At 34.6% G+C, this 24,701-nt stretch carries 21 protein-coding genes, 2 tRNA genes and 1 pseudogene; 18 read left to right on the top strand and 6 right to left on the bottom strand.

Annotated features, from left to right (window positions below; genetic code table 11):
• Positions 1-65: 65 nt before the first annotated feature.
• Complete coding sequence (locus tag MM214_RS01170) at positions 66-2,522, bottom strand: ligase-associated DNA damage response DEXH box helicase (protein WP_241291038.1); 2,457 nt, start codon at positions 2,520-2,522, stop codon at positions 66-68.
• Positions 2,523-2,654: 132 nt separating this feature from the next.
• On the opposite strand from MM214_RS01170, the gene MM214_RS01165 reads away from it, so the two are divergent.
• Complete coding sequence (locus tag MM214_RS01165; RefSeq protein WP_241291036.1) at positions 2,655-3,167, top strand: hypothetical protein; 513 nt, start codon at positions 2,655-2,657, stop codon at positions 3,165-3,167.
• Positions 3,168-3,610: 443 nt separating this feature from the next.
• On the opposite strand, the gene MM214_RS01160 is transcribed toward MM214_RS01165, so the two are convergent.
• A tRNA-Met gene (locus MM214_RS01160) sits at positions 3,611-3,684 on the bottom strand.
• Between the two features lie 501 nt (positions 3,685-4,185).
• On the opposite strand from MM214_RS01160, the gene MM214_RS01155 reads away from it, so the two are divergent.
• The 8 genes from MM214_RS01155 to bshB1 all read left to right on the top strand — a co-directional run bounded on the left by MM214_RS01155 (position 4,186) and on the right by bshB1 (position 13,051).
• On the top strand, positions 4,186-4,581 hold the full coding sequence (locus MM214_RS01155) for an START-like domain-containing protein (RefSeq protein WP_241291034.1): 396 nt from the start codon (positions 4,186-4,188) through the stop codon (positions 4,579-4,581).
• 92 nt (positions 4,582-4,673) lie between these two features.
• Positions 4,674-6,539, top strand: coding sequence for an LptF/LptG family permease (locus tag MM214_RS01150; RefSeq protein ID WP_241291033.1), 1,866 nt, complete (start codon positions 4,674-4,676; stop codon positions 6,537-6,539).
• A gap of 43 nt (positions 6,540-6,582) precedes the next feature.
• The gene (gene rpsO / locus MM214_RS01145; RefSeq protein ID WP_241291031.1) at positions 6,583-6,858 is read left to right on the top strand and encodes a 30S ribosomal protein S15; all 276 of its coding nucleotides are present in this window, start codon (positions 6,583-6,585) and stop codon (positions 6,856-6,858) included.
• Positions 6,859-6,971: 113 nt separating this feature from the next.
• A complete protein-coding gene (gene pnp, locus MM214_RS01140; RefSeq protein ID WP_241291029.1) occupies positions 6,972-9,107 on the top strand; it encodes a polyribonucleotide nucleotidyltransferase in 2,136 nt (711 codons plus the stop codon).
• A gap of 100 nt (positions 9,108-9,207) precedes the next feature.
• Positions 9,208-10,071: a sigma-70 family RNA polymerase sigma factor gene (locus MM214_RS01135; protein ID WP_241291027.1), complete on the top strand. Its 864-nt coding sequence runs from the start codon at positions 9,208-9,210 to the stop codon at positions 10,069-10,071.
• 221 nt (positions 10,072-10,292) lie between these two features.
• Positions 10,293-11,231: a thioredoxin-disulfide reductase gene (gene trxB / locus MM214_RS01130; RefSeq protein ID WP_241291026.1), complete on the top strand. Its 939-nt coding sequence runs from the start codon at positions 10,293-10,295 to the stop codon at positions 11,229-11,231.
• A 51-nt stretch (positions 11,232-11,282) separates the two neighbouring features.
• Positions 11,283-12,281 carry a M23 family metallopeptidase gene (locus MM214_RS01125; RefSeq protein WP_290294885.1) on the top strand — a complete coding sequence of 333 codons (999 nt, stop codon included), beginning with the start codon at positions 11,283-11,285 and terminating at the stop codon, positions 12,279-12,281.
• 53 nt (positions 12,282-12,334) lie between these two features.
• Positions 12,335-13,051, top strand: a complete 717-nt coding sequence (bshB1, locus tag MM214_RS01120) for a bacillithiol biosynthesis deacetylase BshB1 (RefSeq protein ID WP_241291243.1) — start codon at positions 12,335-12,337, stop codon at positions 13,049-13,051.
• 13 nt (positions 13,052-13,064) lie between these two features.
• On the opposite strand, the gene pdxH is transcribed toward bshB1, so the two are convergent.
• Positions 13,065-13,700 (bottom strand): pyridoxamine 5'-phosphate oxidase, encoded by a 636-nt coding sequence (gene pdxH, locus MM214_RS01115; RefSeq protein ID WP_241291022.1) that lies wholly within the window; start codon positions 13,698-13,700, stop codon positions 13,065-13,067.
• 160 nt (positions 13,701-13,860) lie between these two features.
• Between pdxH and MM214_RS01110 the strand changes: the two genes are divergently transcribed.
• The 7 genes from MM214_RS01110 (at position 13,861) to MM214_RS01080 (ending at position 17,810) form a co-directional block, all read left to right on the top strand.
• Positions 13,861-14,430 carry a YqgE/AlgH family protein gene (locus tag MM214_RS01110; RefSeq protein WP_241291020.1) on the top strand — a complete coding sequence of 190 codons (570 nt, stop codon included), beginning with the start codon at positions 13,861-13,863 and terminating at the stop codon, positions 14,428-14,430.
• A 53-nt stretch (positions 14,431-14,483) separates the two neighbouring features.
• Positions 14,484-16,340, top strand: coding sequence for a DUF349 domain-containing protein (locus MM214_RS01105; protein ID WP_241291018.1), 1,857 nt, complete (start codon positions 14,484-14,486; stop codon positions 16,338-16,340).
• Positions 16,341-16,469: 129 nt separating this feature from the next.
• Positions 16,470-16,542 (top strand) — tRNA-Thr (locus tag MM214_RS01100).
• A 48-nt stretch (positions 16,543-16,590) separates the two neighbouring features.
• Entirely contained in the window at positions 16,591-16,878 is a 288-nt protein-coding gene (locus MM214_RS01095) for a GIY-YIG nuclease family protein (protein ID WP_241291016.1), read from the top strand.
• 160 nt (positions 16,879-17,038) lie between these two features.
• Entirely contained in the window at positions 17,039-17,326 is a 288-nt protein-coding gene (locus tag MM214_RS01090; protein WP_241291014.1) for a GIY-YIG nuclease family protein, read from the top strand.
• A gap of 31 nt (positions 17,327-17,357) precedes the next feature.
• Positions 17,358-17,519 (top strand): hypothetical protein, encoded by a 162-nt coding sequence (locus MM214_RS01085; protein WP_241291013.1) that lies wholly within the window; start codon positions 17,358-17,360, stop codon positions 17,517-17,519.
• A gap of 24 nt (positions 17,520-17,543) precedes the next feature.
• Complete coding sequence (locus MM214_RS01080; RefSeq protein ID WP_290295112.1) at positions 17,544-17,810, top strand: GIY-YIG nuclease family protein; 267 nt, start codon at positions 17,544-17,546, stop codon at positions 17,808-17,810.
• Positions 17,811-17,869: 59 nt separating this feature from the next.
• Here MM214_RS01080 and MM214_RS01075 read toward each other — a convergent pair.
• The 3 genes and pseudogenes from MM214_RS01075 to MM214_RS01065 form a co-directional block, all read right to left on the bottom strand.
• Positions 17,870-18,469, bottom strand: a pseudogene (locus tag MM214_RS01075) (DUF4372 domain-containing protein).
• A gap of 90 nt (positions 18,470-18,559) precedes the next feature.
• Positions 18,560-19,345 (bottom strand): hypothetical protein, encoded by a 786-nt coding sequence (locus tag MM214_RS01070; RefSeq protein WP_241291009.1) that lies wholly within the window; start codon positions 19,343-19,345, stop codon positions 18,560-18,562.
• A gap of 18 nt (positions 19,346-19,363) precedes the next feature.
• Positions 19,364-19,924: a hypothetical protein gene (locus MM214_RS01065; protein WP_241291007.1), complete on the bottom strand. Its 561-nt coding sequence runs from the start codon at positions 19,922-19,924 to the stop codon at positions 19,364-19,366.
• 216 nt (positions 19,925-20,140) lie between these two features.
• Between MM214_RS01065 and MM214_RS19075 the strand changes: the two genes are divergently transcribed.
• Together MM214_RS19075 and MM214_RS01055 are read left to right on the top strand one after the other, a co-directional pair.
• Entirely contained in the window at positions 20,141-20,377 is a 237-nt protein-coding gene (locus MM214_RS19075; RefSeq protein WP_317208388.1) for a septal ring lytic transglycosylase RlpA family protein, read from the top strand.
• An 877-nt stretch (positions 20,378-21,254) separates the two neighbouring features.
• Positions 21,255-24,677: a hypothetical protein gene (locus MM214_RS01055; RefSeq protein ID WP_241291005.1), complete on the top strand. Its 3,423-nt coding sequence runs from the start codon at positions 21,255-21,257 to the stop codon at positions 24,675-24,677.
• Positions 24,678-24,701 lie beyond the last annotated feature (24 nt).

Genomic DNA, 24,701 nt, shown 5'->3' with positions numbered 1-24,701 from the left:
AGGCATTTTATTACTCGTTAACGCTCGAAAATTAGTTGTTTGTAGCCATTAAAAAAAATATTGTTTCAATAATCAATTAAGTTAGCTTTCATTTTAACTATTCTATCCTCTATGGTCTCAGAAGATAATATCGCCCTCAACCTATCCACCATAATTGGGAATGAAAATGGAGTAAATTGTCCTGGGGATTTTAAGATGATCTGTTGCTTATTAATTTTCCTAATAGCGTGTATTATTTTATCTTTTTCCATTTGCATATCTAACACCTCTCTGTGCGCTTGGTGAAGAAGTAAATTATCAGCATCATAAGATTCAAACACTCCATATAAAATTCCTGAATTGGACTGTAGGTGTTTTGTTGTCATGGGTTTTCCTGGATATCCTTGAAAGACCAATCCAGAAATAGTGGCTATATCTCTGAATCTCCTCTTAGCCATTTCGCTTTCGTTGATACAGTGAATCAAATCATCTGTAATCTGATCCTCTGAAAACAATATTCCTTCTTCTAAAAAGCTCTCAAAATCAAATTTTTCATCCGTCAAAAGCTCAAATCCATAATCATTCATAGCGATACTAAAAGTTAGTGGTATACTCTGACTGATGCGGTAGGCTAGGAGTGCTCCTAGTATTTCATGGATCATTCGTCCTTCAAATGCATAAAAATAGATATGATATCCTTCTTTGGAAAGGTTATGCTCAATAAGAAATGTATTGCTATCTGGAATAAATGATAACTTTTTTTGTAACTCAAGTAGTGGCTGGATAAATTGCGCCTCAGCAGTTTTATAAATACCCATTGAAGCTTCTTCAAGAATCTCTCGAATTTTCTTTGAAAGTTGGGAAGTCAGAGAAATTCGGCCACCCATATAGGCTGGAACATTATTGCTTTTCTTTTTTGAAAGTTGCACCAGTGCGATATTGTCATGTACTTTCAGAAATTCTAAATTCCTTCCCGCAAAAAAGAACCTTCCTCCCGGTTTCAATCTTGACAGAAAGTACTCTTCAATCATTCCTAAAAATGCTCCATTTTTAAATTTTACTTTAACCATTGGATCAGAGACTATGGTGCCCATAGACAGACGATGCCTCATTGCGGTCTTTTTAGACGTAACTTTATACAATCCATCTTCCAAAATTTCCACTTTTGAGAATTCATCATATCGCTGCAAACTATCACCACCTTGAGTGATAAAGTTCAAAATCCAATTGAACGCTTCTTGATCTAGAGCTGAAAAAGTAAAGCAGGATTTGATAACTTTATAGGCTTCCGATGGGTAAAAACCTTCCCCGACAGCCAAAGTTATTAAAAACTGAATCAAAACATCATATGATAATAAAGGGGCATGGATGTCTTCTATTTTTTCGGAATTTACAGCTTCTCTTAATGCCGCTACTTCCAAAAATTCTAATGAATTAGTAGGTACAAAATAGATTATGGATGGCTTACCTGGTTGATGCCCTGACCTTCCTGCTCTTTGGACAAATCTAGCAACCCCTTTTGGACTTCCTACCTGTATGACTGCTTCCACTGGCCTAAAATCAACTCCTAAATCTAAACTCGAAGTACAAACAACTAACTTTAGTTTACCCTGATGGAGAGATTCCTCTACCCATGACCTAACTTTCAGGTCTAGTGAACCATGATGAATTGCAATATATCCTGCCCAATCAGGCCTTACTTCAATGATATTTTTATACCAAATTTCCGTTTGAGCTCTTGTATTTGTAAATAACAAAACCGATTTACTTTCTTCAATGATAGGAATCACTTTATCCAATAATTGAATACCTAAATGGCCAGACCATGGGTATTTTTCTAGTTCATTTGGATAGACTGTATGAATTTGCAAATCTTTTTTTATATCTGATTTCACAATGTGTACAGGCTTCTCTTGACCTAAAAGAACTCTATGGGCATCTTCCAAATTACCGATAGTAGCAGATATCCCCCAAATTTGAAGGTTACTTGATAAAGTGCTCTGAATATGACTGATTGCAAGTTGTATTTGAACTCCTCGTTTATTTCCTAATAGCTCATGCCATTCATCTATTATAATCGCTTTCAGGTTTTTGAATAGCTTTGCATTATCTTTTTGTGCAAGTAAGATGTGAAGTGTTTCTGGGGTAGTGACAAGGCATTCTGGTGGATTCCTTTTTTGAAACTCCTTTTGTGAAGCACTTGTGTCGCCATTTCTGATTCCAATGCTCCATGGTAGCCCTAAGGAAGCACAAGACTCTTGCATAGCCGAAGCTATATCTTGTGCCAATGCACGCAGTGGAGTTACCCATATCACCTGCAAACCATTCTTCTGTGGCTTTTGCCAAGTATCCTTATTATCCTCTATAAATTGGAGGACAACTGCGAACCATAAGGCGAAAGTTTTCCCACTTCCTGTTGGTGCATTAAGAATACCTGACCTACCTTCTAAATAGTCTTGCCAGCAGCGTTTTTGAAACGAAAATGCAGTCCATCCTTTGGAATCAAAATAAGCTAATGCAGGAGAAATCCGGCTTTCTTTCATATGGCTAATTTAAAAAACATAAAACTATCTTAGCGTTCAATTTTGACTATAGTTCTAAATTTTAAATTTATTTTGTGTTCTCTTTAACTTATTTAAAATTTATTGCGTTATTGAAATATAAACACTAAACCGATGAAAAAGTTAGTCTTACTCCTGATTGTTCTCCCTGCGCTTTTTGCTTGTGAAAGCGATTCTGAAAATTTATACACTGACAATTTTATCACTTACGACTTATTTAAAGGGTCTGAATTTGACTATACAGGTAAGGTAGAAGTTAAAGAACTCAAAACAGGCCAACTTGAAATGTCTATAAGTCTAAATGGTGCCAAAACAAATGAAGAGTTTTATTTTCCAGCTCACTTACATTTTGACTCTTATGACGGTGAAGATGCACCAATAGCATATCAGTTGAACCCTGTGGATCAGAGAAACCTAGAAAGTAAAACGATATTAAGCACTTTTTCTAATGGTGAGATTTTAACTTTTGAAGAATTAAAAAAATTTGATGGTCATATTAAAGTTCATCTAGCTGAAAGTGGTCCAGATTATGCCGTTATCCTTGTCGCAGGTAATATAGGAGTCAATGATAATAGTACGGCCTCTTTTAATCCAGAAGCTATTGCCGTTTGTTCTTCAAATTATTAATGATTCTCTCTAGTTATAGCAATTTGTATTTTTAGGATTTTCACTAAACTTTGATATCCAAGGTTTAAAATTAAGTATCTGATATAAAACAATCTTAGTTCTGTTTTGAGACTAATATACACTTTAGTTGATTAAACAAAGATTCTTTGAAATATAATATTGCGAGAAATATCAAAAAAACAATTTCAACGCTTCTTCAGAAAACAATAATTAATCATCCAATTTACATACTTTGAGTTCCTAAATATTATGAAATTGTTTGACAAACACAGGGATTGAACAGAAGTCAATTGGAATGAATATAAAAGGCTAATCAATAAGTAGTAAAGACTGGGTTTAAAATTATGTCCGATTTAGCGGATATAAATTCTGGCAAAAAGATTACTGAGAATGTGAGTTGAACCACCGTCAACTTTAGCGGATAAGGATTCTAGAAAAAAGAGTAGCGAGGACGGGAGTTGAACCCGTGACCTCAGGGTTATGAATCCTGCGCTCTAACCAACTGAGCTACCTCGCCATATATTATTGTATTTTTTAAATTAACTTAACTTTTTAAGTTAATATTTAATTTCTGATATAGAACTTAATCTTTTCACGATTAGATATGGTGAGAGTTGAACTCGCGTCCGCCACAGCGGATATGAATCCTGCGCTCTAACCTCCCGATAGCTATCGGGATGAGCTACCTCGCCATATATTATTGTATTTTTTAAATTAACTTTTTAAGTTATAATGCACTGATAAGAAATTATCCCCCTTTAATATTAAAAGAAGCAGAACACCTTTCTTTTGGCATATAAACAAAATCAGAACTTTGATCGAAACTTAGCTTGATTAATGTCAATATTTCAATATATTGGGGAAACAAACTCTTAAGTTACCCTTCATCCTTATTTGTGTGAGGAATATCATCTGATTACCCTCTCAAATCGGAATGCAAATATGGTAGGTTGGCTTGTTAAATGCAAGTGTTAAAAGATAAAAAATGTGATTTTTTATTCATCTAAATTGTAAAAATATGGTAAAGAATAAGTTTGTAGCTGACTATCAAATAAATACTTCAAAAAAAATTTTATATCCTTATTTAAGTTCAGCGAGTGGTCTTTCAGAATGGTTTGCAGATGATGTTAGAATAACAGAAGACAAAGTATTTGTCTTCAATTACGACGGGGAAGATCATTATGCTAGGGTAGTAGCCCAGAGGTTAAACATGCACGTGAAATTTGATTTCTTTGACCCAGAGATTGAAGATGAGTCAGATCATTCATTTATAGAGTTTAAAATTGAAGAAAATGAATTGACTCAAACCCTTTTCCTGAAAGTGATAGATTACTCTGATTCATATGATGATGAGGAGTCAGAATCTATTTGGGAAAGTTTGATTATGAATCTTAAAGAAATAATTGGAGGATAGAGAATTGAGAAATTAGCGTTTGATTTCCTACTTTTGAAATCTTGAAAGCCAAAGTATCGTTAGTAGAGAGGCTTGAATAGGAAAGTGTTTTAATGAAAAAACTAGACAAATTGATTTTAGGGTCCTTTATTGGTCCTTTTTTACTCACATTTATTGTTGTGGATTTTATCCTATTGACAGTAAATATGCTTAAATATTTTGACGAAATCTTTGGCAAAGGTCTAAGTTTCATGGTATACATGGAATTGATAAGCTATTTTTTGATAAGTATTTCACCAATGGCGCTACCATTAGCGGTTTTATTATCCTCTCTAATGACTTTTGGTAATTTAGGAGAGCACTTTGAACTCACAGCTATCAAAAGCAGCGGTATATCTTTGTTGAGGGCTCTGCGTCCAATTGGAATTTTTGTGATAATTTTAAGCTTTTTAGCCTATTTATCCAACAATTATTTAGTGCCTAAAGTAAACTTGAAGACATTCAGTCTTCTATATGATATCAGGATGAAGTCTCCTGCACTAGATATAAAAGAAGGTGTCTTTTATAGTGGAATTCCCAACTATAGTATCAAAGTGAACCAGAAAATGGATGATATAAGGTTAAGGGACTTGATTATCTATGATCACTCAGAAGGACAAGGTAATACAAGTATTATCTTAGCCGATTCTGGTAGAATGGAGCCATTTTTCAATGAGTCTTATATGAGCATGACATTATATAATGGAATTAGCTACAAAGAATCAAGAGATAAACGATCATCTTATAATAAACCAACCGATTTTACAAGAACCAAATTCTCTGAAAATCAGATTATCTTCAACTTAGAATCATTTAAACTCAATCGAACCTCGGAAGATCAATGGTCTAATAATAGATCCATCAAAAATATCGATCAGCTAAAGGTTGGATTAGATTCCATGTCGGGGGAAATCAATAGAATAATACATGCTAATTATGCTTCATCAGAACCTTCATTTCCATTTTATACAAGGGATAGAAAGCTTTCTCCGCCAAAATCAGTAGCAGAAAGGAAAATGTATGATGATTCATTGAGAGTAATTAAAGAACAAAAGAGTGAGAAATTAGACTCCTTAAAAAAATTACAATCTGAATTTTATGGAGATTTGCAACACAATAATACATATGAAAACCTAAGTCTTGATGTGAAAATTGATAGTGCAAATTTAATTCCAATTCAAGATCAGCAAACATTTAACTCTTCAGATACTACAAAACTTGAAAATTCTTATTCAAGAACACGTAATGGAACATCACCTACAAATAACATATCTCAAACAAGTAGTCAAAGAAAGAAATTAGCAGAAATCACCGCTAATAATGAGAAGCTGAATACACTAAAATCTGACAGCTTAGAGAGGAAAAAGCAAATTCAAAAAGCCCCTGAAAAGCCAAGACAGTTTACAGATGCGCAGAGGGCTAGATTAGACAGTATCATCCTTCAAGGGAGTTATAGGCCTCGTGCTGCTACTACGGCACTCATGAATGCGCGCACATTGAAAAACTCATTCAATCGTAAGGTTTTTGAAATCAATGATATAGAGAGAGAGCATAGAAGATATCAAATAGCATGGTATCAAAAATACACCACGGCTTTTGCATGTATATTGATGTTTATGATAGGTGCTCCATTGGGAGCAATAATCAAAAAAGGTGGGCTAGGAATGCCTGTTTTGGTATCAATAATATTCTTTATAATATATTACATGCTGACAATCACAGGGGAAAAATGGGGAAAAGAGGGTATGGCTGATCCATTACTAGGCACATGGTTCTCAATTTTGGTCCTAATACCATCAGGATTATTTTTTCTAAGGCAGGCAAGAAGGGATGCGAGATTGTTCGAGCCTGATGTATACGTAGAAATGTTTAAGAGCTTGAAAAAGTGGTGGAAAACAAAATTTGGAAAAAATCAAGACCCTCTTTTAAATTCCGAATAAAGCAATTACCTTTGTAACTGTTTAAAATCAAAATTAACTAATCATGTATTTAACTACAGAGAAAAAATCAGAGTTATTCAAGAATCATGGTAGGTTAAAGTCTGAAACTGATACAGGTTCTCCTGAGTCTCAGATCGCTTTGTTCACATTCAGAATCAAGCACTTAACTGAACACTTGAAATCAAACAAAAAAGATCACTCATCTAGATTGGGTCTTTTGAAACTAGTAGGTAAGAGAAGAAGTTTGCTAAACTATCTTTACAAAAATGATATCGAAAGATATAGAGCTGTACTTGCTGACCTAGGAATCCGTAAATAATATTATACTTATTGTAAGGTTCTCTTTTTTTGGAGAACCTTACTTTTTTGCTTCCCCCCAGATATTAAACCTTACTTTTAAATCTATTACCCATTTATTCTTAACAAAACAATATGTTACCAAATCTTATTTCAAAAACTATCAAGCTTCAAGATGGTAGAGAAATTATTATTGAAACTGGTGCCTTAGCTAAGCAAGCTGATGGATCCGTGGTTGTCAGATTAGGCAAAGCTATGCTTTTAGCTACTGTAGTTTCAAAAAAAGAAGCAATTGATGGAGTGGACTTTCTTCCTTTGTCAGTTGATTATCAAGAAAAATTTGCAGCATCAGGAAAAATCCCTGGTGGTTTTCTAAAAAGAGAGGGTAGACTTTCTGATTACGAAATATTAATAAGTAGAATAGTAGATAGAGCTATCCGTCCTATTTTTCCAGATGACTATCATGCAGACACCCAAGTAGCAATCACCTTGATGTCATCTGATTCAGAAGTTTTACCTGATTGTCTTGCTGGTTTAGCTGCTTCAGCTGCTCTTGCAGTATCTGATATTCCTTTCAACGGCCCAATCTCTGAAGTAAGAGTTGCCAAAATTGATGGTGAACTGATCATTAACCCTACACCATCTCAATTAGAAAAGGCTACCTTAGAATTTATCGTAGCTGGTTCAGAAGAATATATTTTGATGGTAGAAGGTGAGGCTGACGAAATCTCCGAAGATGAGATGGTAGAAGCAATGCAGCTTGCTCATGATGAAATCAAAAGACATTGCCAAGTTCAGAAAGAATTGACAAAAGAAGTTGGTAAAGAAGTAAAGAGAATCTACAATCATGAAAAATCTGATTCATCTTTATATGAAAAGATGCATGCAGAACTTTATGAGAAATGTTATGAAGTCGTAAGCAGGCAGATTGCCAACAAATCAGAAAGATCTGAATTAATCAAAGCTATAAAAGAAGAATTTATTGAAAAACTTGGAGAAGATCATGAGTATGAAGAAAGCTTGATTGGTCCATATTTTTCTAAAATACATAAAGAAGCTGCCAGAAACCTTACTCTAAATGAAAAGAAGAGATTGGACGGTAGAAAACTTGACGAAGTAAGACCAATTTGGTCAGTAGTAGATTATTTGCCATCTGCACATGGTTCCGCGGTATTTACCAGAGGAGAAACTCAATCAGTGACTACCTGTACCTTGGGTACAAAAATGGATGAGCAGATGATAGATGGGGCAGTAATATCTGGATACAACAGATTCTTTTTGCATTATAATTTCCCGGGGTTCTCTACTGGAGAAGTTAAGCCTAATAGAGGTCCAGGAAGAAGAGAAGTCGGACATGGCAACCTTGCCATGAGAGCATTGAAAAAAGTTCTACCTGCTGAAGACGCCAACCCTTACACCATAAGAATTGTATCGGATATTCTGGAATCCAATGGCTCTTCATCAATGGCAACAGTATGTGCAGGCACTCTTGCACTTATGGATGCTGGTGTTCAAATCAAAGCGCCAGTGACAGGCATTGCCATGGGAATGATTTCTGATTCTAGTACGGGCAAATACTCTATACTTTCAGACATTCTTGGTGATGAAGATCACTTAGGAGATATGGACTTCAAAGTGACTGGTACTGAGAAGGGTATCACCGCTTGTCAGATGGACTTGAAAGTAGAAGGATTGGACTATAATGTACTCAAAGAAGCCTTGTATCAAGCAAAAGAAGGCAGACTGCATATTTTAAGAGAGATTTCTAAGACCCTCTCTGAACCAAAGCCTGATTTGAAACCACATACACCTAGATCATTTGTAATGTCTATTCCGAAAGAATTGATAGGAGCTGTGATAGGACCGGGAGGTAAAGTGATTCAAGAAATTCAGAAAGATACGGGAGCGACAATTGTAATCGAAGAAAAAGATAATGCTGGTAAAATTAACATTTTCTCCAATGATCAAGAGTCGATGAATGCCGCTATCTCTAGAATAAAAGGAATTGTGGCTCAACCAGAAATTGGGGAGACATATACAGGGAAAGTTAAAAACATTATGCCTTTTGGTGCGTTTGTAGAATTCATGCCAGGGAAAGATGGTCTTTTACATATCTCTGAGATCAAGTGGGAAAGGTTAGAAACCATGGACGGGGTGCTTGAACCTGGAGAAGAAATCATGGTCAAGTTGATAGATGTAGACAAAAAAACTGGAAAATTCAAATTATCTAGAAAAGTACTACTACCTAAGCCAGAGAAAACTGACAAATAAAATAAGGTTTGAGTTAAACATTTTGAATAATTTGAACTTTAAATAACAAAAAATCTGTTGATAACAGAGTCCTATAATTATAATTAAACATTATTCTTGAATGAGGCAGCTAAAAATTAGCAAACAGATAACGAATAGAGAGAGTCAGTCCTTAGATAAATATCTTCAAGAGATTGGTAAAGTAGACCTATTGACAGCTGATGAAGAAGTGGTATTGGCCAAAAGAATCCGTGAAGGTGATCAGCTTGCTTTAGAAAAACTTACCAAAGCTAACTTACGATTTGTCGTTTCTGTAGCCAAGCAATATCAAAATCAAGGCCTTTCTTTAGGTGACTTGATAAACGAGGGAAATCTTGGATTGATCAAAGCCGCTCAGCGATTTGATGAAACAAGAGGTTTCAAATTTATCTCATATGCTGTATGGTGGATCAGACAGTCAATTTTACAGGCTCTTGCAGAACAATCCAGAATCGTTAGACTTCCACTCAATAGAGTAGGATCTTTAAATAAAATCAGCAAGACCTTTTCTGAACTAGAGCAGAAATTTGAGAGAGAACCTTCTCCTGAAGAATTGGCGGAAGTACTTGAAGTGACTGCAAGTGAAGTTGTCGATACCATGAAAATTTCAGGTAGACATGTTTCCATGGATGCACCATTTGTCCAAGGGGAAGAAAATAGTCTATTGGATGTTTTGGAAAATGATGGAGATGAAAAACCTGACGACGGTCTTCTCAATGAATCTTTGAGAAAAGAAGTACAGCGTGCACTGTCTACTTTAACTCAAAGAGAGGCAGATGTTATCACACTATATTTTGGCTTGAATGGTGAACATGCCATGACACTAGAAGAGATCGGAGAAAAATTCAATCTAACAAGAGAAAGAGTGAGACAGATTAAAGAAAAGGCAATCAGACGGTTAAGACATACCTCTAGAAGCAAAACTTTAAAACCATATCTAGGTTAATTCATATTAGCTTTAAGAATTGCATAAACAAGAAGAGGGGAAATATTTCCCCTCTTCTTGTTTATGCATTTTTCACAACTAGCATGAAGTCATGAGGAAATAATATGACATAAGACGTATTTTAAAAAACCTAAAGTGATTTTTTATGGAATTTTAACACGATTATACTTTGTTGTCTATTTTAAATTAACAAAATTTGCCAACCTTAAATTTAAATCTCAATGAATAAAGATATAGAAAAAGTTAAAGTCTTAATCATAGGTTCTGGACCAGCAGGATATACCGCTGCAATTTATGCAGCTAGGGCAGGTTTGAATCCAGTTTTATATACAGGTAGTCAGCCAGGTGGGCAGCTTACTATTACCACAGATGTGGAGAACTATCCAGGATATCCAGATGGTATCATGGGACCTGAAATGATGGAGGATTTTAGAAAGCAAGCTGAGAGGTTCGGAACACAAGTAAGGTATGGACTAGTTACAGAAGTAGATTTCTCCAAAGCACCACATAAAGTTATTGTCGACGAACAAGTAGAAATACATGCAGATACTGTAATTATTTCTACAGGAGCCTCTGCAAAATGGCTTGGTTTAGAAAGTGAAGAGAGACTTAATGGTAAGGGAGTTTCGGCTTGTGCAGTTTGCGATGGATTTTTCTTTAGAGGTCAAGATGTAGCTATTGTAGGAGCAGGAGACACAGCTTGTGAGGAAGCTTCATATCTAGCTAATATTTGTAATAAGGTCTATATGATCGTGAGAAGAGATGAAATGAGGGCTTCGCAGATCATGCAAAAAAGAGTAATGAATAATCCTAAAATTGAAATACTTTGGAACTCAGAGACTGAAGAGATCTTAGGAGAAGAAGAAGTTGTTGGTGCCAGAATTTTAAATAATGTCACAAAAGAAGTATCTGAAATCAAAGTTTCAGGTTTCTTTGTGGCCATAGGACATCAGCCGAACACAGGGATTTTTAAAGATTTCATCACAATGGATGAATCAGGTTATATTAAAACTATTCCAGGCAGTACTAAAACAAACATTGAAGGCGTATTTGCGTGTGGTGATGCTCAAGATCATGTTTATAGGCAAGCTGTCACGGCAGCAGGCACAGGTTGTATGGCAGCATTAGACGCTGAGAGGTATTTAGCAGCTGTAGAGTAGGGTTAATAAGTAAGCATGTCGAATATCAAGAGTATATTATTGATACTATTAATGAGCATAAGTTTTTCTACAACTTATGCTCAAATCTTTCCCAAAATCATCAAAAAACCCAAAGATCAGGAGAGTGCATCAAAAAATCCTTTGCAAAGGGATTTAAGACTTTTTGATTCTCAAAAGTTTTTGCAAGGATTGACGAGAGAGACAGATTCATTGTTGTATTTGGATTATGTAGATATCAAGAAGAGATTAAGTATCGTTTCAGAAGATACACTCTCACTGGTATGGGCACCTACCAATCAACTTGTGAAGGTTTCAGAACAGATTCAAATTGATAGTATTTGGGTCACAGCTTATGAATATTTCTCTTCATGGGATAGTCAAAAGATCAATATCTATAACTTCAATCCAAAAGAGTTTAAAGATACAGTATATGTAAAGCTTTATGATCACTTTTTCGGAACTACTTATTCCATGCCTTTAGATGAGACAAGAGTAACTTCAGAATTTGGATTTCGGAGATACAGATGGCATCATGGAACTGATTTGAAATTGACCACAGGTGATCCAATTTACAGTACATTTGATGGAATCGTGAGAATAAAATCCTATGATAGAAATGGCTATGGCTATTATGTAGTAGTAAGGCACAAAAATGGACTTGAGACCTTATATGGACACATGTCAAAAATCCTCGTAGAAGTAGGTCAAGAAGTGAAATCAGGAGATGTATTGGGATTAGGTGGGAGCACTGGTAGGAGTACAGGCCCACATCTTCATTATGAAGTCAGGTATCAAGGACTTTCTATTAATCCTACATTACTTTTCGATTTCGGAAGTGGAAAATTGAAATCGGATGTTTACATGATAACAGCTGCAAGCTTTGACCACGTAGTAGAAGCACAAAAATCTGTATATCATAGAGTAAGAAGTGGTGAAAACCTCAGTGTAATTGCCAGAAGATATGGGGTAAGTGTTGCTACATTGACTAGACTCAATGGTCTGACAACTCGATCTGTTCTGAGAGTTGGACAAAATTTAAAAATCAGGTAAACTTTTTATATTCCTATAGACGTTGTCTTAGAATGAATGAAAAGATGAACAAACTGAAGTTAGATATATTGGTATTTGCCGCCCATCCAGATGATGCAGAATTAGCATGTTCTGGTACTATAGCAGCATCCATAGCTCAAGGCAAAAAGGTAGGGATAGTAGATTTTACTCAAGGAGAGTTAGGGACAAGAGGTACACCTGAGATCAGACTTCAGGAGGCCCTGGAGTCATCAAGAATACTGAATCTTTCAGCTAGAGAGAATTTAGGTTTTAAAGATATTCTATTTATGGACGATACACACCATCAGCTAGAAGTCGTGAAAATGATTCGAAAATATCAACCTGAAATCGTTTTAGCTAATGCGATAAGTGATAGGCATCCAGATCATGCCAAAGGAGGGGAAGTAGTCTCCAAAGCTTGTTTTGTTAGTGGATTGAGGAAAGTTGAGACTATACTTGAGGATCAAGTCCAAAGTCCATGGAGACCAAAATATGTCTACCATTACATTCAAAACAATTATATACAGCCCGACTTTGTTGTTGATATCTCTGAATTTTGGTCTTCCAAAATAGAAAGTATTATGGCTTTCAAGTCGCAGTTCTATGATCCTGAAAATAAAGAACCAGAAAGCTTCATTTCTTCGAAACATTTTTTAGATTTCATTGAGGCTCGAGCACGCGAATTCGGCCACAGTATCAATGTAGCTTATGGGGAGGGATTTACCAAAGAAAGAATGATCGGTATAAGTGACCTTTTTGATTTGAAATAAATAAAGGATAGCATCACGGTGCTATCCTTTCTAGTTTCCACGAAAGATCGCTTTGCTGTCTATATCTGATCCGATCATGAAGTCTACTTGGTCTACCTTGCCAAAACTCCGCCTCTTCAATTATAACTCTGAAACCTCCCCAATGAGGTGGTCTTTGGATTTCTTCTTTCTCGTAAATTTCTAAATATAGTTTTTCGTTTTCTTCTAAAAATGTCCTGTTGGGTATAACTTGGCTTTGAGGTGAAGCCCAAGCGCCAATTTGTGATGGAAATGGACGTGAAAAAAAATAGTCATTTGATTCTTTGCGACTTACCTTTTCTACTTTTCCCAAAAATCGAACCTGACGTTGCAATTCTGGCCAAAAAAATGTCAATGCAACTTTGGGATTGTTCGCCAATTCTTTTCCTTTTTCACTTTCATAATTTGTGAAAAATACCAAACCATGATCTATTCCTTTTAAAAGAACTATTCGCGAATTAGGGTATCCATTCTCTTTTACAGTAGACAAGTTCATCGCATTTACTTCAAGTACTTTTGACGCAACGGCTTCTTCAAACCATACTTTGAATTGGATCAAAGGCTCAGCAGCCACATCCACTATGTCTAGTGATTTTAATGCATAATCAATTCTAATATCAGATAATTTCATAATTCATGTAAAGAAAACCTTTAGTAAACTAAAATATATATAGATTTAATGTAATTATTCCACTAGGGGATTCAATTACATAATCTGTGATAAAATTAATATTCTTATTGCATTTAAAAAATTTAGACATATATTAACATTCTTTAAAAGACAGATTTTGATGGAAGAAAACGCCCAGAACCAGATCAAACCAGGAACCTTGCTAATTTCTGAGCCTTTTTTGCAAGATGAGAATTTTGTAAGGTCAGTGGTATTACTTTGCGAAAATAGTAAAGGAGGCTCATTTGGTTTGGTTTTAAATAAATTGTCAATCTTGAAAGTAAGTGAATTGATTGATCGATTGAGTTTTTTAGATTCAGATGTATATGTTGGAGGCCCCGTTGAGCAGAACACTTTTCACTTTATTTATTTTGGTGAGAGGATGCTTGATGGAAGCGTTCCCCTTGGTAATAACTTGTGGTGGGGGGGAGATTTCAGCCAATTAGAACAGAAAATTATCAATTCTGAAGTAGACCTAGAATACGTAAGATTCTTTATAGGATACTCAGGTTGGTCAGAAGGTCAATTGGAAGAAGAAATTGCTGAAAAGACTTGGATTCATACACCTTGTACTGAGACAGAAAGTATATTTAAAGCAAGTCCTGAAGAATTGTGGAGAATTATTCTGAAAAATATGGGAGGAGAATATCAGATTATGGCAAATTATCCAATCGACCCAAGATTAAATTAAACAAAATGATTACTTTTGTTTATACTGTATTTGAATAAGTACTACTTAAAACTATGAGCACAGATAAAGAAATGTCCGAAGAAGACAAGGTGACCCAAGCAGCTGAACATGAAGCCACAACGGGTAAAAGTGAAATTTCAGAACCACATAACCTTGATGAAACTACAACAGAAGAACATCACGAAGATAATGAATCAAATGAGGAGTTGGATTATAGTAGTATGTCCAAAGAGGAACTGTTAGCTTCACTCAAAACAATAACTTCATCTCCGAATTTTATAAAATCAGACAGTATAGTCAATGATCTTAAGTCACATTATGATGAATTTTTTAATAATGAGAAGGAGGTTGCATTAAAAGATTTTTTAAATACTGGTGGAGTAGAAGATGATTTTGAATATAGAAGAAGTAATGAAGATTCTATTTTCTACGCTCTGGTTCATGATTTTAAAACAAAAAGAGCTGATTTCTTTAAGGAGCAAGAAAGACAAAAAGAAAAAAATCTTTATACTAAGAACTTAATCCTTGATAAATTAAGAGACTTAGTAGACGGAGAAGAAACTACCCTAAGCATCAATGCCATAAAGCAAATTCAAGAAGATTGGAAATCCATTGGTCAAGTTCCTGCTGCTCAAAATAAAAGTCTCTGGGCTTCTTACAATGCCTTAATGGACAGATTCTATGACAATAGAAGCATATATTTTGAACTCAAAGAATTAGATAGAAAGAAGAATCTTGAACAAAAACTAGAGATTTGCGAGAAGGCAGAAGCATTAATTAAATTGGATAATTTGGCAGAGGCGATCAAATCTTTGAATGATCTCCATGAGGAATTCAAGCATGTCGGACCAGTACCTCGAGAAGAGCAGGAAGCTTTGTGGAATAGATTCAAAACAGCATCTGATACTGTGTATGGTCGTAGAAAAGAGTACTTCGAAAGCCAAAAAGGAGTATACTTGCAAAATCTAGAGCTCAAAAAACAACTGATCGAAAAACTGGAACCATTTAAAAATTTCCATGCTACTAAAATCAAGGAATGGAATATAAAAACCAAAGAAGTATTAGCTATTCAAAAAGAATGGGAAGCAATAGGTCCAATACCAAAAGAGGAGGGAAGAGAAGTTAATAAAGACTTCTGGGGCACATTCAAACAATTCTTTCATAACAAGAATTTATTTTTCAAAGAGCTCGACGAAATAAGAGCCAAAAATAAAGAGAAAGCAGAAGAATTAATAGCTAAAGCTGAAGATTTAGTTAATAGTACAGAATGGCAAGAGACGGCCAATAAGATGATTTCACTTCAACAAGAATGGAGAAACTTAGGCCCAACTCCTGAAAAGTTCAGAGATCAATTATATTCAAAATTCAAAAAAGCTTGTGATACCTTCTTTGATAATAGAAGATCAGCCAATAAAGCTGTCAATAAAGAATTTGAAGTTAATTTAGTAACTAAAGAAGCCCTTTGCGCCAAAATCAAAGAAGAAGCAAAGACAGCCAATAAATCTGAAGAGAATTTGGAAAAAATGATTCATGAGTTCAATGCCATCGGTTTTGTGCCTAGAAAAAACATGAAAGACATATTGACCAAGTTTAATGAAGCAGTAGATTTTTATGTGAAAGAATTGGGTATAGAAGGAGGCAATAAAGATGAGTTCCTTTTCAGACTAAACCTCAATAAACTTCAATCTGATCCAAATGCTAATAGAACGTTGAACAAGAAAGAGCATGGTATCAGAAAGCAAATCTCCGACTTGGAAAATAATATTACGCTTTGGAAAAATAACTTGGAGTTTTTTGCAGACTCAAAGACAGCGGATAAGCTAAAAGACCAATTCGATGATAAAATCAAGAAAGCAGAAGCGGAAATTGATAAATTAAAGAAAAAACTTTCTATCATTCGTGAATTTTAATTCACTCATAAATAGGGAGATAGTTTTATCTCCCTATTTTTTTTGCAAATAGGTTTTGGAGATAAAAACAAAGCATCTATATTTGCAGTGTCAAAAGGGGAAAACGATCCCAATCAGACAAAAAAAGAAGCCTCTTTAGCTCAGCTGGTAGAGCAACTGACTTGTAATCAGTAGGTCGCTGGTTCGATCCCGGCAAGGGGCTCAAAAGGGTAGCAAAAGCTACCCTTTTTTATTTTTAGCTTTTTAAAAGATGGATACATATTGTGTTTATATACTTTATTCGAAATCGGTGGATCGATATTACATTGGATATAGCATAGATATGCTTTCAAGACTTGATCAACATAATCGTCATGTTTTTAAAGGAGCTTTTACGGATAGGGCAGAAGACTGGGAGATATTTCATACAATTGTATGTATGAGTGAAAGGCAGGCTAAGCTTATAGAAAAGCATATCAAAAAGAATAAGTCAAGAACCTATCTAGAAAATTTAAAGAAACATCCTGAAATTTCAATTAAACTTCTAGAAAAGTACTGACGAATACCTCTTTATTCCGATAGCTATCGGAATGGTAGAGCAAATGACTTTTCCGATAGCTATCGGAACAGTAGGTCGCTGTCCCGATAGCTATCGGGACCGGCAAGGGGCTCAAAAGGGTAGCAAAAGCTACCCTTTTTTATTTTTAGCTTTTTAAAAGATGTATACATATTGTGTTTATATACTTTATTCGAAATCGGTGGATCGATATTACATTGGATATAGCATAGATATGCTTTCAAGACTTGATCAACATAATCGTCATGTTTTTAAAGGAGCTTTTACGGATAGGGCAGAAGACTGGGAGATATTTCATACAATTGTATGCATGAGTGAAAGGCAGGCTAAGCTTATAGAAAAGCATATCAAAAAGAATAAGTCAAGAACCTATCTAGAAAATTTAAAGCAACATCCTGAAATTTCAACTAAACTTCTAGAAAAGTACTGAAGAATGCCTCTTTATTCCGATAGCTATCGGAATGGTAGAGCAACTGACTGTTCCGATAGCTATCGGAATGGTAGAGCAACTGACTGTTCCGATAGCTATCGGAACAGTAGGTCGCTGTCCCGATAGCTATCGGGACCGGCAAGGGGCTCAAAAGGGTAGCAAAAGCTACCCTTTTTTATTTTTAGCTTTTTAAAAGATGTATACATATTGTGTTTAAATACTTTATTCGAAATCGGTGGATCGATATTACATTGGATATAGCATAGATATCCTTTCAAGACTTGATCAACATAATCGTCATGTTTTTAAAGGAGCTTTTACGGATAGGGCAGAAGACTGGGAGATATTTCATACAATTGTATGTATGAGTGAAAGGCAGGCTAAGCTTATAGAAAAGCATATCAAAAAGAATAAGTCAAGAACCTATCTAGAAAATTTAAAGCAACATCCTGAAATTTCAATCAAACTTCTAGAAAAGTACTGACGAATACCTCTTTATTCCGAAAGCTATCGGAATGGTAGAGCAACTGACTTTTCCGATAGCTATCGGAACAGTAGGTCGCTGTCCCGATAGCTATCGGGACCGGCAAGGGGCTCAAAAGGGTAGCAAAAGCTACCCTTTTTTATTTTTAGCTTTTTAAAAGATGGATACATATTGTGTTTATATACTTTATTCGAAATCGGTGGATCGATATTACAAAGGCAAAGACTTATGACCGTTGCATCCAAGAGATATACTGGAACCTTGATTTTAAGTTTGACATGCCTGAGTGATGCCTGCTGTCCTAAACTTCCTATAAGAGAATAATAAGGGTCTTTAAAAAGATCAGCATCTCTCCGCTTGTTCTGATAGCTGATACTTGACTTGGAAGGAGCCTTTGAAATTCCAAGATGGTTTAGGTCCCCCGTAGCTGAACGAAGACCATTGGATATATCTCTTACCGATGTGCTTTTTGCAAAATGACAGAAGAGCATTTATACTAGATGTGTCCAGCTATCAAAACCTTTACAACCCTTATCTGTCTGCTTATCTTTAACCAGTTTTTTGAAAATTGAACGGTCAATCTTTTTAATAATCTGAGAAAACAATATGATATTACACAGGAGAGGTCTTTGTTTTTGGTGCAAACCCAAAATACACATTTTGGGCAAAGATTCAGACCTCTCATATTTTATTTAGGACGCTATTGATATAAAAATGATTAATCTTACCATGGATTATTTCTTGTCAGCTTAAAGTTTATATGCCAATCTAAATCCAGTCATAATTGCTCGCAGATTAACTTGATCGGGAACTATTAAAGTTGTTGAGCCACCAGGTACAACTCTTTTGTACATGATATAGTCAAAATCCGCAAAACGATATGAAAGGTTAAATCCTAAATCAAACTTCTTTGATAACGATATACTTGTCAATAAACCACTCTCAAGATATAGACTGTTTGATCTTGGTCGATCTCCTTCATGAATAAAAGTTATTCCTTCCCATTCAACGCTCTCTAAATTGTAAAATGGAAATGTTAATCGAGAAAATCCTATTTTTTGAAATGGGCGAAATTCAACTGATTTGTTATTTAAAATAAATCTGTAACCTATTAGATAAGCTAAGTTTTGTACCTTATATTTTTCGTGAAAATTAACCTCCATAGGAAATTGATTTCTACTTAAATATTTATTTGCCAATTCTACATTAATAGCATTTGAAGATTGTCCAAAAGATAAACCATGCACCCAGAACCTTCCTGCGAGAAAGTTGATCTCTAAATTTATATCACCTCCTCGTCTAGCATGTGCATGGTTTTTTTTTGAAAAATATCGAACATCTAATTGTTCATCACTTCCTTTTTCAAAAACCTTTTGATCAAATCCTTCTGTAGATGTTGAGGCAAACTTCCCAACGGGTATAAGTACACCACCACCGATTGAAATTTCAAATCTACCTATATTGGTTTTGTTGTTTTGTGCCAATATATTGTTTGAAAATAAAATAAAGAATATAAAAATGATAAATCTAGCCATGGATTATTTCTTGTCAGCTTAAAGTTTATATGCCAGTCTAAGCCCTGTCATAATAGCTCGCAGATTTACTTGGTCCGTCACTAATATTCTACTTGAGCCTCCGGGGACTCTTCTTTTTATCATTGAATAGTCATAATCAGCGCATCTATAAGATATATTTAAGCCTAATGTTGTGTTTTTGAAAATGATTATGTTCGTAACAAGTCCTGTTTCGAAATAAATAGAATTTGATTTTGGACGATCACCTTCGTGTATGAAACTGTCTCCAAATTGCGTGTTTTGTAAATTATAAAAAGGAAAATCCAATCGGGAATATCCTACTTTTTGATAGGGTCGAAAATCTATATTTTTGGTGGTAAATTGATAGCCTAAAATATATCCTATGTAATTGGTTTTGTAAGGTCTATGAAGTGTAATTTCCTTTGGGAATTGCGCATCAGTAAAATATTCGTTTGCCATTAAAGAGTTAATAGTATTAAAAGTTGTTCCCAAATCAACTCCATGAACCCAACTTTTTTTAGTCAAGTAATTGATTTCAAATAGGAAAAGCAAAATAGAAGTAATGTGTATATGTTTCATAAAAAAGAAGTTAAAATAGTTTAATGCATATATAAAAATTTAATCTCGTAAAATCAAATTTCAAGGGAATAAAAAGGAGTTATTAGTTTTTTTGTTAAGTTAATATTCTGTTCTCCCATTCTGGAGAAATCCTGTAATCTTTTGCCTAGGTGCCAACCTGCTATATGTAGGATTTTGATCATAAATCAAAAGTAAGTTTTTTGTGTTCACAGGAGTATTTTCTGTGCAGGCACAAGTGGAAGAATTGATTCCACTTTTTTAATACAAGAGGGAGTAGCAAGCTACTATGGAACCCGCTTTCATCTGAGAAAGACAGCAAATGGTGAAGTGTACAACATGGAACATTTGACTGCAGCCCATAAGAATCTTCCATTCGGCACGATGCTTAAAGTCGTTAACCTGAAAAATGAAAAGGAAGTATGGGTACGTGTCAATGACAGACTTCCGCTTTAATTTTAGCTTTTTAAAAGATGTATACATATTGTGTTTAAATACTTTATTCGAAATCGGTGGATCGATATTACATTGGATATAGCATATCTAGAAAATTTTATGCATGTATTGATAAATAAAAGTTTGATTTACAGATACTTTTTTGGAGTTGGATTGGCTTTTTTAACATCTTGTAGGAGTGAAGTCGTGAATGAAAACTCTTCTGCCTTAAAGTATTCCATAGATACGGTTTACATAGATTCCAAAGATGAAATTATTTACTTGAAAAGGAAATTGTATACATCTGATTGTTCTGAATCTGATGGGATGTTTTATAATCTTAACGATGCAACCAATCAAGTCGAACAAATCAATCTGAATATCCTATTTAACATAATGTAAATTATATAACTTATGATTGTCTCCATATTTTCTCTGCAATCAGAATTTCTCAATCAATCATCCTTTAATCTGCCTTTTCAAAAAAATGTATAAATTAAGTAAACACAAATGAAATACTCTTTTTAACAATCTGATTATACGCTTTTTTGCCAGTAACTTAAATTCATTGGCTCAACAGGTTGCTAATGGTCAATATCCATAAGTATCCAATATCAATTTATATCGGAAGTTAGATAAATCGGAATTTTGTAATGTCATTGGCAAAGTTCCGTATATCCATATTTAACAAATTCTTTATAATTCAATCAATAATTCAAAAAATGAGCACTTTTTCTGTTTTGTAGTAGACACGTAGTGGTTTTGTTGTGTCGACTTGAAAGAATTGATGTATAAGTATTTTTTATAATAACTTATTTTCTCTGCAACTTCACTCACAATGTTTATACAGACATTTTACACTATTTGATTTTACTACAGTAAACCAAAACCCTAAAGAGTGAAAAATAATAACACAGCAGAATTGAGTGAAATTCTTATAGAAAAGGAAGTTTTCTATAAAATCTCAAATGTAAATAGAATGAGACCTTTTTTCATGAGTATACTTAGCCCCTCCAATCACTGGATGTTTGTGGGTAGTAACGGTGGAATCAGTGCAGGTAGACAAAACCCAGAAAATGCTTTATTTCCTTATTATACTGATGACAAAATCATAGAATCCTCAGAATACACTGGATCCAAAACTATCATTAAAATTGGAAACTTGGTCTGGGAACCTTTTTCCATTCATTATGCTGACAGATATCAACTAAGTCGAAGCATATATAAAAACGTCTACGGTAATAAAGTCATCTTCGAGGAAATAAATCATGATCTTCAATTAATCTTTCAATATGAATGGACTACGAGTGATGTTTTTGGATTTGTAAAAACCTCCAAGCTAACCAATCTTAGTGACAAGCCTGTTGATCTCAAAATACTAGATGGAATTCAAAATATAATACCTTCTGGTGTCGGTAGTGCTTTACAAAATGATAGAAGCAATCTCGTAGATGCATATAAAAGAAATGAACTACATAAAGAAAGTGGTATCGGAATCTATGCTTTAAGTGCTATTATTGTTGATAAGGCTGAGCCAAGCGAAGCTTTGAAGGCTAACATGACTTGGTCGATAGGTCTCAAAAACACGAAGCACCTCCTCTCCTCTCTTCAGTTGAGTGCTTTCAGAGATACTGGTGAGATTTCTGATGAGTTTGATGTGAAAGCTGAGAAAGGGGCTTATTTTATATCAACTGACCTAAGGTTATTGGCCAAAGGTTTTAAAGAATGGATAATCCTATCCGATATCAACAAATCAGCTACACAGATCATAGCTTTAGCTGAAAATATCAAGAACTCGCATGAACAAGATCTAATAGAAGAAATTAAAGTAGACATTCTTAAGGATACCAGAAAGTTAATCAGCTTAAATGCAACTTCAGATGGTTTGCAACTTACTGCGGATTCATTAAGAGATACCAGACATTTCTCCAATGTCATGTTCAATATCATGAGAGGCGGGGTATTTGATCATAATTACCAAATAGAAAGATTTGATTTTGAAAACTACATATCCAGAGCAAATTCGCATATTTTTGATAAATACAAATCTAAAATCTCCAAGCTCCCTACCCTTTTCAAGGTTTTTGAACTAAGATCACTTTCTATTGAAATTGACAACCTAGATTTCAATAGACTATCCATGGAATACTTGCCACTCAAATTTAGCAGAAGACATGGTGATCCTAGTCGACCTTGGAATCAGTTTTCCATCAATACTCAAAATGAAGATGGTACAAAGGTTCTTGACTATGCGGGAAATTGGAGAGATATATTTCAAAACTGGGAAGCTTTAGCCTATTCTTACCCAGAATTTATAGATGGAATGATATTTAGATTTTTGAATGCCTCTACTTTTGATGGTTACAATCCCTATAGAATTACAAAACATGGAATAGATTGGGAAAAAATTGAAGCTGATGATCCTTGGTCTTACATTGGATACTGGGGTGATCATCAAATCATTTATCTTTTGAAATTTCTTGAATTCGTTGAGAAATTTGATCCAAAAAGGTTAGAAAGTTACTTTTCTAATGAAAGCTTTGTCTATGCTAATGTACCTTATAAAATCAAAGCTTATGAAGATATACTTCAGAATCCCAAAGACACTATAGACTTTGACCACCAGCTAGATCAATATATTCAAAACAAATGTTCAGTAAATGGTTCTGATGCTGCACTTATTGAGGACCAAAATGGGTTTATACATCATGTATCTTTTATAGAAAAAATTCTAGCAACCTTACTTTCTAAAATCTCCAATTTTATTCCAGAAGGCGGGATTTGGATGAATACTCAACGTCCAGAATGGAATGATGCCAACAATGCCTTGGTTGGAAATGGTGTCTCGATGGTTACTTTATATTACATGAGACGCTTTTTAAGTTTCTTCAATACATTGATAATCAATAGTGATATCAGTGAATTCTTAGTTTCTGATGAGTTATTGAATTTTTTCCAAAACCTAAACGCTTGCTTAGAACACAACAAAAACAAGCTAGAAGCATCAATTTCTAATCTTGATCGGAAAATCATCATGGATGGGTTAGGTCGTGCAGGAAGTAATTATAGAGTTTTAATTTATAAAAAATCATTTCAAGGAAAGAAAGTTGCTCTTCAAAAGGATGATTTGATAGCTTTCAATCATTTGTTCTTAGGCTATATTGATCATACTATCCGAGCCAACAAAAGGACTGATCAATTGTATCATGCTTACAATTTGATGACCATAGATAATGATTCTGAAGTGTCTATATCCTATTTGAGCGAGATGTTGGAAGGTCAAGTTGCTGTTCTCAGTTCAGGATTTTTAACATCCCAAGAAGCTTTGAATACTCTTGATGCTCTTAAGTCTAGCCAACTTTTTAGAGAAGATCAGTACAGCTATTTACTATACCCAAATAAAAAACTCCCTGGTTTTTTACAAAAAAATAATATTTCAGCAGATCAAATAAATACCTCTGCTTTTTTGAAACATCTCAATGAGCTAGAAAACAAAGAAATCATTGAAAAGGATATACATGGATGCTTTCATTTCAATGGAAGTTTTAAAAATGCTCAAGATCTACAGCGAGCATTGAATAAAATAATGGAAAACGGGATTCATGTATCTGAAGAAGACAGAGGACAAGTTTTAAGTATTTTCGAAAAGACCTTTAATCACAAAGCGTTTACTGGTCGATCAGGTACATTTTATGGATATGAAGGTCTTGGCTCAATCTATTGGCATATGGTTTCTAAGCTCCTTTTGGCTGTGCAAGAATGTTGCATTCTAGCCATTGAGAAGAAGCAAAGCAATATTTTGATCGGGAAATTACTCGAGCATTATTACGAAATCAATGAGGGAATTGGAGTACACAAGTCCCCTACTCTCTATGGAGCATTTCCCACAGATCCTTATTCCCATACACCTGGTAACAAAGGTGCGCAGCAACCTGGAATGACCGGTCAAGTAAAAGAAGACATCATTTGCAGATTTGGAGAATTAGGACTGATAATAGACAAGGGTAAAATTGGCTTTTTACCAAATATGCTTAGGAAAAATGAATTCCTAATGGAAGAGCAAAAATTCAAATATTTTGATCTTCAAGGAAACGAATCTGAAATTTTGATACCAAAAGATTCTATAGCTTTCACTTACTGCCAGACACCTGTTATCTATCAACTTGCAGATAAAGATGTAATTAAAGTGGATTTTAAGGATAATAAATCCACATTGATAGATGGCTTATTCTTGGACCTAGATACAAGTCGAGAAATATTTCATCGATCTGGAAGCATTTCAAAAATCTGGATTTCATTGAATAGCTCCAGGCTCAAGTGATTTTTATATTAAATGATACCCAAA

This window comes from Belliella kenyensis, assembly GCF_022549675.1.
GTDB lineage: Bacteria > Bacteroidota > Bacteroidia > Cytophagales > Cyclobacteriaceae > Belliella > Belliella kenyensis.
The sequence above is the reverse complement of the archived record's forward strand: the minus strand, read 5'-3'. Positions and strand labels throughout refer to the sequence as shown.

Excerpts from the sequence above, each read along its gene's own strand:
- MM214_RS01065 (WP_241291007.1), bottom strand. The coding sequence starts at position 19,924 with ATGAAACATATACACATTACTTCTATTTTGCTTTTCCTATTTGAAATC.
- MM214_RS01150 (WP_241291033.1), top strand. The coding sequence starts at position 4,674 with ATGAAAAAACTAGACAAATTGATTTTAGGGTCCTTTATTGGTCCTTTT.
- pnp (WP_241291029.1), top strand. The coding sequence starts at position 6,972 with ATGTTACCAAATCTTATTTCAAAAACTATCAAGCTTCAAGATGGTAGA.
- MM214_RS01070 (WP_241291009.1), bottom strand. The coding sequence starts at position 19,345 with ATGGCTAGATTTATCATTTTTATATTCTTTATTTTATTTTCAAACAAT.
- MM214_RS01165 (WP_241291036.1), top strand. The coding sequence starts at position 2,655 with ATGAAAAAGTTAGTCTTACTCCTGATTGTTCTCCCTGCGCTTTTTGCT.
- MM214_RS01105 (WP_241291018.1), top strand. The coding sequence starts at position 14,484 with ATGAGCACAGATAAAGAAATGTCCGAAGAAGACAAGGTGACCCAAGCA.
- MM214_RS01095 (WP_241291016.1), top strand. The coding sequence starts at position 16,591 with ATGGATACATATTGTGTTTATATACTTTATTCGAAATCGGTGGATCGA.
- pdxH (WP_241291022.1), bottom strand. The coding sequence starts at position 13,700 with ATGAAATTATCTGATATTAGAATTGATTATGCATTAAAATCACTAGAC.
- MM214_RS01125 (WP_290294885.1), top strand. The coding sequence starts at position 11,283 with ATGAGCATAAGTTTTTCTACAACTTATGCTCAAATCTTTCCCAAAATC.
- rpsO (WP_241291031.1), top strand. The coding sequence starts at position 6,583 with ATGTATTTAACTACAGAGAAAAAATCAGAGTTATTCAAGAATCATGGT.
- trxB (WP_241291026.1), top strand. The coding sequence starts at position 10,293 with ATGAATAAAGATATAGAAAAAGTTAAAGTCTTAATCATAGGTTCTGGA.
- MM214_RS01110 (WP_241291020.1), top strand. The coding sequence starts at position 13,861 with ATGGAAGAAAACGCCCAGAACCAGATCAAACCAGGAACCTTGCTAATT.
- MM214_RS01090 (WP_241291014.1), top strand. The coding sequence starts at position 17,039 with ATGTATACATATTGTGTTTATATACTTTATTCGAAATCGGTGGATCGA.
- MM214_RS01085 (WP_241291013.1), top strand. The coding sequence starts at position 17,358 with ATGGTAGAGCAACTGACTGTTCCGATAGCTATCGGAATGGTAGAGCAA.
- MM214_RS01135 (WP_241291027.1), top strand. The coding sequence starts at position 9,208 with ATGAGGCAGCTAAAAATTAGCAAACAGATAACGAATAGAGAGAGTCAG.
- MM214_RS01170 (WP_241291038.1), bottom strand. The coding sequence starts at position 2,522 with ATGAAAGAAAGCCGGATTTCTCCTGCATTAGCTTATTTTGATTCCAAA.
- MM214_RS01155 (WP_241291034.1), top strand. The coding sequence starts at position 4,186 with ATGGTAAAGAATAAGTTTGTAGCTGACTATCAAATAAATACTTCAAAA.